Here is an 11989-nt window from a genome sequence, read left to right as displayed (position 1 = left end):
CTTTTTGAACTATGACACGCCCATTAATCTGAGCTTTACCGAACTGTTTACTTAGCTTCCAAATCTGCGATTTCGACGCTGGAAATCTCGCAGTGCTCTTAGGAAATCTACCCGTCTGAAATCAGGCCAAAGTGCCTCGGCAAAATAAAACTCACTGTTCGCGGACTGCCAAAGCAAAAAGCCACTCAGGCGCTGCTCCCCCGAGGTTCTGATTAGCAGGTCCGGGTCGGGCTGGCCTCCGGTATAGAGGTGCTCGGTGATCAGTTCAGGGGTTAGAACTTCTGCAAGCTGCTCAATGCTCGCCCCCTGCTCCGCATGCTTTTTAACGATCGAGCGCATCGCATCAGCAATCTCCTTGCGGCCACCGTAAGCGATAGCCAGATTTACGTGCGTGCCAGAGTTGTTGGCCGTGCTGGCTTGAACCTCGCGCAACCTGCTGGCGGATTGCTCTGGCAAAGCATCGATATCACCAACTAGCTGCAATCTCCATCTACCCTTTTGCTGCAGCTGCTCAGCCAGAGTGACGATAATTTCGATTAGGTCCGCAAGTTCTTCCTGGTCTCTCCCCTTAAGGTTGTCGGTCGAGAGCAGGTAGAGAGTCACGTGCTTGATGTCAAGGTCGGAGCACCAGCCCAAAAACTCAACAATCTTCTTCGCTCCGGCTGCGTGCCCATGGCCGGCCTTGCCTAGCCCCTGCAAAGATGCCCAGCGGCGATTTCCATCAACCATGACGCCAATGTGCTTGGGGAGCTCTAGGCCCGCAAGGCCCGACTCCAGCTTCTTCTCATAGAAGCGATACAGCACGTTTCGCACCCGTAAAGGTTATTGCAACTTTCCTGTCGTAGGGTTTTCTCATGACCAGCCAACCCGATCCATTGCACGTTCCGCTCTCTGAACTCAAAGGATCGCCGCACCAAGACGAGGAGCGTCCGAGCTGGCGAGGCTGGATCCACACCGGCGTGCTGCCTTTTGTGGTGGCAGCAGGTGTACTCCTAGTGATCTTTTCCGAGGGTTGGGTTGCAAAGACTGGAGCAGCGATTTACTTCGCGAGCTCGGTTTTGCTATTTGGAAACTCTGCTCTTTATCACCGGTTCCGCTGGCGCCCGAGCATCAAGAAACTTCTCAAGCGCATTGATCACGCAAACATCTTCCTGCTGATCGCAGGAACCTACACCCCGCTCTCGCTATCGGCTCTGCCGGCCGAAAAGGGCGGACTGCTTTTGGCGGCGGTTTGGGCGATAGCAATGTTTGGAGTCGGATTCCGGGTTTTTTGGATTGGAGCTCCGCGCTGGCTTTACGTTCCGATTTACCTAGCGCTTGGCTGGGCTGCGGTTTTCTACATCCAAGACTTCTTTGAGGCCAACTGGGTGGTCATGACCCTTGTCATAGTTGGTGGCCTGTGCTACTCGGTGGGCGCCGTGATTTACGGCCTCAAGCGTCCGAATCCAATCCCAAAGCACTTTGGATTCCATGAGATTTTTCACGCGCTAACAGTGGCAGCATTCTTCTGCCACTGGGCTGCCGCCCTGATTACTGGTTTGGATCCGATTCCGGGTTCGCTCGGCTCGGTTTAGCTGGCGGTGCTGGGCGCTCGGGCTTTGCGACCTCTAGGTTCGCCAGCTCCTCAGCGGCCAGCTTCTGCCTGATCTCGGTGCGGTAGCGGGTCCTGCGGACCCTGCGGTTCATGTCAAAGAACAGCCCAACTGCAATTGCGGTGATACCAAAGGTGGCCAAAAATCCGATCGTTCCAGGCGAGTTGTAAGTGTCGTCCGGAACTGGAGTTGGGGTTGTGGTTGCCTCGGTTAGCAGCAGCATCAGGAGATTCATGTAACAAGTATCCCTCACCTGACCTAACCTTGTCCTGTGACCGATCAAGAAAAGCTCCTGCGAGAGCGCTACGGCAAGCGCGAAGGCCTCCCAAAGCGCACCCGAACAGCCCTCGGTGTCTTCGGGGTGGCGCTCATGACCCTTGGCGCGCTCTGGGCTGCGATAGCAAACTACTCGCCCATTACCTTCCAAGACATCAGCTTCACGGTCGTTGATGCCAAAAGTGCAAAGGTTGAATTCGAAGTTTCAAAGCCAAAGGACCAGACCGTAATCTGCAAGGTCGAAGCCCTGAGTGAACAGTTTGCCCAGGTTGGATTCAGAAGCGTTGAAATTGGCCCGCAAGAGACCGAAAAGGTAAGGCTTGAGGTTTCCATAAACACCTTTTCACTCGCCACCACCGCTTTGGTGGATGAGTGCGTGCTGAAGTAAGATTTTTCGCATAGCTCGCTTCTGCGAGCTTTTTCATTAGCCCGAAGAAGTAAGAACCATGACCGAATCACTTTTGCTAACTCAAGCAGCCTTTGACCGCCTGAAGGATGAACTCGAGCGCCTGATCACCGTTGAGCGCCATGAAATCGCAAAGCGTATCCAGGACGCCAGAGAAGAGGGCGACCTGAAAGAAAACGGCGGTTACCACGCAGCAAAAGAGGAGCAGGGCAAGATCGAGGCGCGCATCAATCGCCTCGAGGAAATGCTGGCAACTGCCGAAATCGGCAGTGCCGATGCCAGCGATGGCGTCGTTAAGCAGGGTTTGATGGTCAGCTGCAAGCTAAATGGTAGGCCGGCCGAATTCTTCCTGGGTTCCCACGAAATCTTTGAGGGAACCAAGTTCGAGGAGCAGATCGAAGATGGTGACCTCGATGTCTACAGCCCAGACTCCCCCATCGGCAAGGTGGTCATGGGCACCAAGGTTGGGGATGTGGTGAGTTTTAACGCACCAAACGGCAAGGAAATCTCAGTCGAGATCCTGGCCGTTTCAAACTTTGAGTTTTAGTCTTCGTGCAATCTTGGGCTCAGCCCAGCTGCCTTCAGCGACTTCATAACCTCGTTGCGGTGCTCTTTACCTCTGGTTTCAACGCTGAGATTTAGCTCAACCTCGGAAATCTGCAGGCCGTTTCCGTGTCGAGTGTGCAGTACCTCAACAACGTTTGCCTGAGCGGCCGCTACCGCCTCCGCGGTCTTCACCAGCTGCCCCGGACGATCTGGGAGCATCACGGAAATGTTGGTGTAGCGGTCAGAGGCTGCGAGGCCGTGACGGATCACCCGCTGCAGAAGCAATGGGTCGATGTTGCCACCGGAAAGAACGATTGCCGTGGTGCCCTTTAGTTTTAGCTTGCCCGATAACACTGCGGCAGCACCCACTGCTCCACCGGCCTCAACCACAAGCTTGGAGCGCTCCATAACAGAGAGCATTGCCTTGGCAATCTCATCCTCTGTAACCGTGACAACCTTGTCCACCAGCTCAGAGACAATGTCGAACGGGATTTTGCCAGGCTTTGCCACGGCGATGCCATCCGCAATCGTGGGCTGAATCTTGGTCTCGGTGGGCTTACCAGCCTTGAGTGAACCAGGCCAACTGGCCGCCATTTCAGCCTGGACTGCGTAAACCTTGACCTTGCGGCCAAGCTCCTTGGCTTTGAGCTTGGCTGCAGCCACCACGCCGGCGGTCAATCCGCCACCGCCCAAGCAGACCACAATGTTGTCCACCTCGGGCAACTGCTCCATGATCTCAAGTGCAACGGTGCCCTGACCTCGAATGATGTCCATGTGGTCAAAGGGCGGAATGAAGACCGCTCCGGTGGATGCGGTGAATTCCTTTGCGGCCAGCAGGGTCTCGTCAAATATCGCACCCGTCAAAACCACGTTTGCTCCAAAACCCAAGGTGGCCTGATACTTAGGCAGTGAGGCCCCAACCGGCATAAAAATAGTCGCTTTGATGCCGAGCTCTCGGGCCGCCAGGGCAACACCCTGAGCATGATTTCCCGCCGAGGCAGCGACGACACCGCGCTTTTTTTCCTCGTCGGTGAGCTGGCTCATCAGATTGTAGGCACCTCGGATTTTGTAGGCACCGGTGCGCTGCAGGTTCTCGCACTTAAACCAGATCTCCTGGCCGGTGTGATCGCTAAGCCAGTCGCTTCTGAGCACTGGAGTCTTAATGGCCACCGGGCGGACATTTTCTAACGCCTGGTAGAACTCATTTAGAGTCGGATACTTAGCCTGGGCCATTTATAAACCTTCAATCTCAAGGTGAGAGAAAGTCTAGCGATTAGAAACTGGAACCAATCTGGCTCAAGCGCTCAATTCGCTTGGGAATTGGAGGGTGAGTTGAGAACAGTCGCTCAACCAAACCAGGCTTAATCGGGTCGCTGATATACATGTGAGCCATCGAGGATGAGGCTCTGCGCATGGGCCTGCCGTATTCGCCAAGCTTCTTTAGCGCCGAGGCTAAGCCATCCGGATACCGGGTGATTTGAGCACCGGTGGCATCGGCAAGGTATTCGCGCTGCCTAGAAACCGCTGCGGAAACCAGTGGGCCGATCAACGCAGCGATGATCCAACCCACGATTCCAACGGCGATCAGGACCGGCTGAAGCTGGCCAGCATCTCGATTTCTGGATGCGCCGGAGAACCAGGCCATGCGAATTGCCATGTCGGCCAGAATCCCCACGGCGGAAACCAAACCAAACACGATCGTCGAGACCCGGATGTCGTAATTCTTCACGTGACCGAGCTCATGAGCCATGACGCCCTCGAGCTCACTGTCGTTCATGATGTCCATCAGGCCCGTGGTTGCGGCCACCACGGCGTGCTTGGGGTCGCGACCGGTGGCAAATGCATTGGGTGCCGGATCGTTAATCACGTAGACCTTGGGCATCGGCATCCCCTGCGAGATGCTCAAGTTCTCAACGATTCGCCAAAGTCTTGGGTTGTCAGATTTCTGGATCGGATACGCGCCGCTCATCGCGATGGCCAGCGAGCTGGCGGCGAAGTACTGAAACAACGCATAACCAAACACAAAGGCGATTATCCAAAAAGCACTTGACCCATTACCCGAAGCCATTCCCCACCAGTAGGCGAGCCCGCCGAGCAGGAGAACGAAACCCCCGACGATCAGTATGGTGTTGCGCTTATTAGCGGCGATTGCCGAGTACAAACTGTTCCCCTAGAACTTGACCTGAGGTGGCTCCTGGATAGCGGCTGGGTTCTCAACTTCGAAGAACTCGCGCTCCAAAAAGCCCAGGGCCTTGGCAAAAAGGTTGGTTGGGAACTGCTGAATCTTTGTGTTTAGCTCTCGAACCCCGCCATTGAAGAACCGGCGCGAGGCCATGATCTTGTCTTCGGTGTCGGTTAGTTCTCGCTGCAACTCAAGGAAATTGGTCGAAGCAACCAGCTGGGGGTAAGCCTCGGAAACAGCAAACAAACTCTTCAGAGCGCCCTGCAGCATTCCTTCTGCGGCAGCCGCCTGGGCTGGGTGGGTGAGGGCCTCAGGGGAGACCGTCGCAGCACGTGCCTTGGTGACATTTTCAAAAACCTCGCGCTCGTGAGTGGCGTAGCCACGAACGGTTTCAATCAGGTTTGGGATCAGGTCGGCTCGGCGCTTGAGCTGAATCGTGATGTCGCTCCAAGCCTCGTCAACTCGAACCTTGAGAGCAACCAGGGCGTTGTAGGTGGCCCATAGCCAAATTCCTGCAACCGCGACTAGTCCGAGAATGATCCACAGCGTAATGTCCACAAAATCTCCTAGTTAGAACTCAATAACTTTATGACCGTTTGCTCGGAGAATGCTGGGATTGTGCAAAGTAAAGGCTGTGCCCCAAGTCGGACTCGAACCGACACTGTGACGATTTTAAGTCGTCTGCCTCTGCCATTGGGCTATTGGGGCAAAGCAAAAGGCCCGGTTTCCCGGGCCTTCCGCTTTAGGTAAGTGCTCTACTTACCTGGACGGGCTGCCCAGGTTGAGAAGAATAATCGTGGGTTGCGCACCAGCTCAAGCGAGACCAGGTCGCGGCCAAGCAGGGTGTTCCACAGCCAACCGGATACCACGCGAATCTTTCGCTCCCAGGTAGGCATGGCCAAACCGTGGTAGCCGCGGTGCATGACCCAGGCGATGAAACCAGTGAATGCGATTTTGCCGGACTGGAAAGCGCCGTAGCCGATACCCAGGCCAGCAACCGCACCGAGGTTCTTGTGCAGGTACTGCTTTGGCTCTTCACCGCGGATGGTTGCCACAATGTTCTTGGCTAGCAGTTTGGCTTGACGCACCGCGTGCTGAGCGTTTGGAACGCAGTAACCTCCCACGCCACCGCCGGATAGGTCTGGCACGGCAGACACATCGCCAGCGGTCCAAGAGCCTGGAATAGCCTTTTCGCCCTCAACAATCTGAAGCTTGGCATTGGCCGTGATGCGCATTCTGGTATCTAGCGGGAAAGTGCAGTTCTTTGCCACCGGAGCCGCTGCGACGCCGGCGGTCCAGATGATCAAATCTGACTCAAAGCTTTCACCGGAGGAAAGCTTGATTAGGCCACCTTCGGCAGATTCCAGCTGAGTGTTCAGGTGGATGGTGGCAGCCCTGGAGGCGAGGTTATCGATAACCCAGAGGCTGGTCTCCAAAGAGACCTCGGGCATGATTCGACCCATGGCTTCGATCAGGTGGAACTGGATCTCATCGAAATCAATTTGCGGGTAGTAGCGAAGCAGGTGAGTTGCAGCACTGCGGAGTTCTGCAAAGGTCTCAATACCTGCAAAACCACCTCCTACCACAACGAAGGTGAGAAGGCGCTGGCGCAACTTTGAACCGGCTGGCAGTGCAGCGGCTCTCTCGAAGTTTCCAACCATGCGGTTTCTAACTTCGACCGCTTCCTCAACGGTCTTCATGCCGATGGCATTTTCAGCAATTCCCTTGATTGGGAAAGTTCTTGTAACGGCACCCGCGGTCATAACGATCTGGTCGTACTCCAGGGTGATTGGCTTACCACCCTCGATTGCAATGTTTGCCTTCTTGGTCTTGTGGTTCACCTTGGTCAGCTTGCCGGAAATCAGGTTGGTCTTCTTCAGGTGCTGGCGGTGGGAAACCACTACGTGACGAGGCTCGATTGATCCGGCTGCAACCTCGGGGAGGAACGGCTGATAAGTCATGTACGGCAGCGGGTCAACCAGAGTGACTTCTGCCTCACCGCGCTTCAGTAGCTTCTCGAGCTTCCAAGCGGTGTAAAAACCGGCGTATCCCCCGCCGATGATAAGGATTCGCTCTGGAGACTTCGGAGTCAGAATCTCTTTTGCTACCTCGGGTGGAGTTACTGCCTTAGTTGTCGCTACGGTCATGTTGCGGCTTACCTTTTGTCTTATCAAGGGCTCCAGCCACCTTGCGCCCTCTGCGCAAAGCAAACCAGAGCAACGGTGCAAGGGGTACTAACAGCCAATAGAGTATCGGATTTAGCTCACCATTTGCCCGTGCCGACAAAGAACTTTGGGGAACCAAACTGGCCGATGCTGACAAAGCTTCAGCATTGCTAGCCTGAGGTTTTGGGGTGGCGGGTAGCACAAGCTCCGAACTGTCCTCGGTTGCGCTTGGCCGATAGAGCTCAATCCAGTTTGCTAGCTCCCCGAGTGGATTTGCTTCTGATGTGACAGTTGAATCGATGGCCAAGGCCGGTTGGATTAGGCCAAAACCATAGGCGGCATCAACACCTGGGTCACCTAAGTCCTTAGCGCTCGAAATGAGCCTCGCAATTAGGTCATTCGCGGTCGCAGCGGGGTCTTTTTCTAACATTCGAGCCAGCAGGCCAGAGACCAAGGGGGCTGCGGCCGAAGAGCCATCCCAGGTTCGGTAAGTCTCTGATGGATAGGAGCCGAGTAAGCCTTCGGCGGGAGCAACCACCGCAATGTTCAGGCCCTCCACCGATGCCTCGGCCGGCTCAAGATTTCGGTTCACACCTCCGACCGAAACCACCCCCGGAATCGTGGCGGGGGCCGATGGCCGCCCAGAACCATCCGCCCGGTTACCGGCGGCGGCAACGACGACCACACCGTTTTCAAACGCGTAGCTGAATGCTTCATCCCAAGACCTGGGCCAGACCGGTGAGTTCCTGGTTAGCGAGAGGTTAATGATGTCTGCCCCGTTGTCCACCGCCCAGATAACCCCCTTGGCAATTTGATCGTCAGTGTCAGCTCCGGGAACCCCAAGACCGATCGACACCGAGAGTAATTCAACTCCGGGAGCAGCTCCAAGAACGCCAGACGCCTCGCTGCCCTGACCTGCAATCAGTGATGCAACCATGGTCCCGTGAAAGGCTGAGGGCCCAACCCCGGAGGTACCGCGCGGTGTTCCAAGGCCAGAGAGGTCCGTGCCACCAACTACCACACCCGCTAGATCTGGGTGACTAGCGTCTATGCCGGTATCAATAACAGCCACCACAACACCTTGACCCTGCTGCGGCACCTCGCGGAAATCCTCCAGCCACCAAAGTTGGTCCGGTGTCAAAGACCCCATTAGGAGCGCAAGGCTCAGGGCTAAACGCATGAACAAACCTGAGGGGACCAGGTGAGGGCCAAAAGTGCACGATCGCCCATTGGGTTTACCCCGGGGCCCTTCGCAAGTGAGTGACCAACCAGAGCGTGCAGGCACTTCACCCTGCTAGGCATCCCACCTGCGGAGAAGCCGATGATCTCCTCGACCTGCTCAATTGCCTCGCGCTCAGCCAGGTATTGCTCGTGGGCAAGTTGATACTGCTGCGAAACTTCTTCATCTTCGGCCAGTAGCTGCTGCAATTCGACCATGTAGCCGGCGGCTTCCAAGGTGGAAACTGCCGCGGTAGCAGCCGGTTGAGTTAGGTAGTACAGGGTTGGGAATGGCGTGCCATTTTCCAACCTGGGCTTGGTCTTTACGACGAGCGGTCGACCGCAAACGCATCTGGCGGCGATTGCCAAAATGTCCCTGGCAGGTCTTCCCAGCTGGCGAGTTACCTCTTGTATGTCCTCAGGGCTCACGCTTGATTCAGCCACTACTCCCCCTCTGGCTTATCCAGCGCAGACCTGAGCACCGACTCCAAAATTGAATCAACCCAGTTCTCATTTGCGGCTGCAACCTCAAGGGAAATTTCATCGGCATTGCGCTTTTGGGCCAGCAGGGCGCCAACGGTCTTAGAGGTGTCCGAGAAATCCAAGGAATCCGATTCCATCACCAGGTAGGAAACCTCACCGGGCAAAACGTAGTAGAGCCGGTCTCTGGCCTGAGAGCGAATGTAGACCGGGTCCTGCCAGCGATCCCGCTCAGCCTGCATATCTTCAACGGCTTGCTCGGCCTGCTGGATGCTAAGTTCCATCTCAGCAATCTGGCGCCGCTGATTCAAATAGGTCTGGACATCGGTGGAAATCAAAAACGTGCCGACCACGATCACCAAAATCAGGCTTACGGAGACGCTGTTTAGCTTCACCATGCGCATGAGCATCTTTCCCTGCGAGAGCGCCACCGGAACTTTCGCGTCTCTGGGTTTTAGTGATTTAGCCATGGTTCTAGAAGTTTAAGTGGGAATGCCCGGGGAGGCTGATTGCCTCACCCGAGCATCCCTTTATGAATTACCTAGCCCTGGTAGCGGGGGAACGCGCTGCGGCCGGCATACACGGCAGCATCGGCGAGTTCCTCCTCGATGCGAAGCAGCTGGTTGTACTTGGCAACGCGCTCTGAGCGGGCTGGAGCACCGGTCTTAATCTGACCGGCGTTAGTGGCGACTGCAAGGTCTGCGATGAAGGTGTCTTCAGTCTCGCCGGAGCGGTGAGAGATGATTGCCTTCATGCCGTGGCGCTGCGCCAGTGAAACCGCATCCATAGTCTCGGTCAAAGTACCAATCTGGTTGACCTTGACAAGGATGGCGTTTCCAGCAGCCAGGTCGATTCCCTTTTGCAATCTGGTTGGGTTGGTGACATACAGGTCGTCTCCAACCAGCTGAACCTTGCTGCCCAGTTCAGCGGTGATCTTGGTCCAGCCGGCCCAGTCATCCTCAGCCAGTGGGTCTTCAATGGAGACCAGTGGGAAACGAGCGAGTAGATCTGCGTAGTAGGCGATCATTTCGTCCGAGCTGCGCTGAGTTCCCTCGAAGGAATACATTCCGGTCTTCTCGTCAAAGAACTCGGTTGATGCAACATCGAGAGCCAGAGCGATTTCGGTTCCGAGCTTGTAGCCGGCGTTGCCAATTGCCTGAGCAATCAGCTCTAGGGCTGCAGCGTTGTTTGGTAGATCAGGGGCAAACCCACCCTCGTCTCCGAGGCCGGTTGCCAAGCCCTGCTCGCTGAGCAGCTTCTTGAGCGAGTGGTAAACCTCGACACCCCAGCGAAGCGCCTCTGAAAAAGTCTCTGCACCATGGGGAACAATCATGAATTCTTGAATGTCCACTCCGGTGTCTGCGTGAGCGCCACCATTGATAATGTTCATCAGCGGTACGGGCAGCACGTAGGCGTTTGAGCCACCGAGGTAGCGGTATAGCGGTAGCGAGCAAGACTCAGCAGCGGCGCGAGCGTTTGCGAGCGAAACACCAAGAATTGCATTGGCTCCAAGCTTGCTCTTGTTGTCGGTACCGTCGATTGCGATTAGAGCTGCGTCAACCAATCGCTGGTCAGTGGAATCGAAGTCCACCAGGGCCTCGTCGATGGTGTCAATAACTGCATCCACAGCGTTGAGGACACCCTTGCCCAGGTAGCGGGACTTGTCGCCATCGCGGGATTCGTGTGCCTCAAAAGCACCGGTTGATGCTCCCGAGGGAACTGCGGCGCGACCAAAGCTGTCGTCAGAAAGAAGTACTTCAACCTCTACGGTTGGGTTGCCGCGAGAGTCAAGAATTTCGCGAGCGCCTACAGCGGTGATGATGGACAAGGGTTCTCCTTAGGGTTGCCACGAGGCAAAAATGGGATTGAAATGAAAGCTGAAAACGACGCTGTGTTCGCAGCAGATTCTACTAAAAATTAGCCCAGCGGCTTGAATTCAAGCTCGCCAGCCTGAGTGACGCCTTGGCCAACAATAGCGAAAGAGTTGAAGCCGTTGTGCCCAAGCTGCTCCAGAAGCGCCTTGAGGTTTTTAGGCCTGAGCTCAATTCGAACCCTCATCCCCTGAGCAATCAACTGCTGCTGGATCTCAAGAGCAGTGGACTCTGAGCCGGCATCCATAACGAGCACCACAGCCTCTAAGCCCGATTCCTCCAGCTGAACCAGGTCAACAATCCGCTCGATACCGAGGGAAATTCCAACGGCCGGAACATCGGTTCCAAGCCACTTCCCCACCATGCCGTCGTATCGGCCACCGCCACCAATTGACGATGAAGAGCCCGGGTGTTCAATTTCAAATATCGTTCCCGTGTAGTAGCCCATGCCTCGAACCAGGGTCGGATCGAATCTAAGTCTTGCGCTCTTTGCGCCTAGGCCCTGCCAGAGCGCTTTCAACTGCTCGGGAACCTCGGCTTCTGACAGGGTGCTCAGCCAAGCGGTGGCCCTATCAGCAACTTCGGCACCAAATTTGTCACCGAGCTCTTTTGCAACGCCGACGCTTCCGACCTTGTCCAGCTTGTCGATGGTGATCATGGCGGAAAGGGCATCGGATTCTGCTACACCTAAGGCAGCAATGTTTTCCCTCAGTAGCTCTCGGTGATTCACCCGGATGGTCGCATCTGGAATCCCGATGCTCTGCAGCGCATCCAGCGATGCTGACAAGAGCTCAAGCTCAGCCAGAATGCTGGCGTCGCCAATGATGTCGATATCGCACTGAATGAATTGGCGGTAGCGACCCTTCTGCGGGCGCTCGGCCCTAAATACCGGCCCGGTTTGAATTGCCTTGAAGACTCTTGGGAGTTTTGCGTGGTTGGAGGCGTAGTAGCGGGTGAGCGGGACAGTGAGATCAAAGCGCAAACCTAAATCTGCCAGCTCGTCGCCTGCCTGCAGGGCCTGCTCAAACTCTTCGCCGCGCTTTTGAACCTTGAAAACCAGCTTTTCATTGTCGCCGCCCTGCCCGGAAGTCAACCGGCCCAAATCCTCAAGGATAGGTGTCTCAATCTGTTGGAAGCCCCTTGCCAGGTAACCCTGGACCACCTTGCTGATTAGCTGCTCGCGCTTGAGTTTCTCCTGCGGAAGAAAATCACGCATTCCCCTCGGGGCATTTACCTGGCTGGACACTGAACAA

General features: G+C 55.8%; 14 protein-coding genes and 1 tRNA gene. 3 read left to right on the top strand and 12 right to left on the bottom strand.

Translation table 11 applies throughout. The features are described from left to right. Window positions 1–51: 51 nt before the first annotated feature. Window positions 52–813, bottom strand: a complete 762-nt coding sequence (locus HRU87_RS01945; RefSeq protein WP_173493283.1) for an isoprenyl transferase — start codon at window positions 811–813, stop codon at window positions 52–54. Window positions 814–854: 41 nt separating this feature from the next. Here HRU87_RS01945 and trhA point away from each other — a divergent pair, with 41 nt between their 5' ends. Continuing rightward, window positions 855–1574: a PAQR family membrane homeostasis protein TrhA gene (trhA, locus tag HRU87_RS01940; protein ID WP_173493282.1), complete on the top strand. Its 720-nt coding sequence runs from the start codon at window positions 855–857 to the stop codon at window positions 1572–1574. Here the strand turns inward: trhA and HRU87_RS01935 are convergent. Further along, window positions 1531–1827: a hypothetical protein gene (locus HRU87_RS01935; RefSeq protein ID WP_173493281.1), complete on the bottom strand. Its 297-nt coding sequence runs from the start codon at window positions 1825–1827 to the stop codon at window positions 1531–1533. The two genes, trhA and HRU87_RS01935, sit on opposite strands and share 44 nt — an antisense overlap. A 36-nt stretch (window positions 1828–1863) precedes the next feature. On the opposite strand from HRU87_RS01935, the gene HRU87_RS01930 reads away from it, so the two are divergent. Next, window positions 1864–2256, top strand: coding sequence for a DUF4307 domain-containing protein (locus HRU87_RS01930; RefSeq protein ID WP_173493280.1), 393 nt, complete (start codon window positions 1864–1866; stop codon window positions 2254–2256). A 58-nt stretch (window positions 2257–2314) separates the two neighbouring features. Further along, window positions 2315–2821 (top strand): transcription elongation factor GreA, encoded by a 507-nt coding sequence (gene greA, locus HRU87_RS01925; RefSeq protein ID WP_173493279.1) that lies wholly within the window; start codon window positions 2315–2317, stop codon window positions 2819–2821. Here the strand turns inward: greA and ilvA are convergent. From ilvA to hisS, 10 genes are all read right to left on the bottom strand, one after another. Next, window positions 2818–4053: a threonine ammonia-lyase gene (gene ilvA / locus HRU87_RS01920; RefSeq protein WP_173493278.1), complete on the bottom strand. Its 1236-nt coding sequence runs from the start codon at window positions 4051–4053 to the stop codon at window positions 2818–2820. The two genes, greA and ilvA, sit on opposite strands and share 4 nt — an antisense overlap. A gap of 40 nt (window positions 4054–4093) precedes the next feature. Further along, window positions 4094–4981, bottom strand: a complete 888-nt coding sequence (locus HRU87_RS01915; protein ID WP_173493277.1) for a M48 family metallopeptidase — start codon at window positions 4979–4981, stop codon at window positions 4094–4096. Between the two features lie 9 nt (window positions 4982–4990). Beyond that, complete coding sequence (locus HRU87_RS01910) at window positions 4991–5554, bottom strand: LemA family protein (RefSeq protein ID WP_425483685.1); 564 nt, start codon at window positions 5552–5554, stop codon at window positions 4991–4993. An 83-nt stretch (window positions 5555–5637) separates the two neighbouring features. After that, window positions 5638–5710, bottom strand: a tRNA-Leu gene (locus HRU87_RS01905). A 47-nt stretch (window positions 5711–5757) separates the two neighbouring features. Next, entirely contained in the window at window positions 5758–7149 is a 1392-nt protein-coding gene (locus HRU87_RS01900; RefSeq protein WP_173493275.1) for an NAD(P)/FAD-dependent oxidoreductase, read from the bottom strand. Continuing rightward, a complete protein-coding gene (locus HRU87_RS01895) occupies window positions 7130–8347 on the bottom strand; it encodes a S8 family peptidase (RefSeq protein WP_173493274.1) in 1218 nt (405 codons plus the stop codon). The genes HRU87_RS01900 and HRU87_RS01895 overlap by 20 nt, the downstream gene beginning before the upstream one ends. Then, window positions 8338–8829, bottom strand: a complete 492-nt coding sequence (locus HRU87_RS01890) for a DUF501 domain-containing protein (RefSeq protein WP_246247318.1) — start codon at window positions 8827–8829, stop codon at window positions 8338–8340. The genes HRU87_RS01895 and HRU87_RS01890 overlap by 10 nt, the downstream gene beginning before the upstream one ends. Then, the gene (locus HRU87_RS01885) at window positions 8829–9335 is read right to left on the bottom strand and encodes an FtsB family cell division protein (RefSeq protein ID WP_173493273.1); all 507 of its coding nucleotides are present in this window, start codon (window positions 9333–9335) and stop codon (window positions 8829–8831) included. The genes HRU87_RS01890 and HRU87_RS01885 overlap by 1 nt, the downstream gene beginning before the upstream one ends. 71 nt (window positions 9336–9406) lie before the next feature. Continuing rightward, a complete protein-coding gene (eno, locus tag HRU87_RS01880; RefSeq protein ID WP_173493272.1) occupies window positions 9407–10693 on the bottom strand; it encodes a phosphopyruvate hydratase in 1287 nt (428 codons plus the stop codon). Window positions 10694–10782: 89 nt separating this feature from the next. Then, the gene (gene hisS, locus HRU87_RS01875; protein ID WP_173493271.1) at window positions 10783–11982 is read right to left on the bottom strand and encodes a histidine--tRNA ligase; all 1200 of its coding nucleotides are present in this window, start codon (window positions 11980–11982) and stop codon (window positions 10783–10785) included. Window positions 11983–11989: the final 7 nt, after the last annotated feature.

It is taken from the genome of Aquiluna borgnonia (assembly GCF_013283855.1).
GTDB lineage: Bacteria > Actinomycetota > Actinomycetes > Actinomycetales > Microbacteriaceae > Aquiluna > Aquiluna borgnonia.
This window is presented reverse-complemented; position numbering and strand designations above follow the sequence as displayed.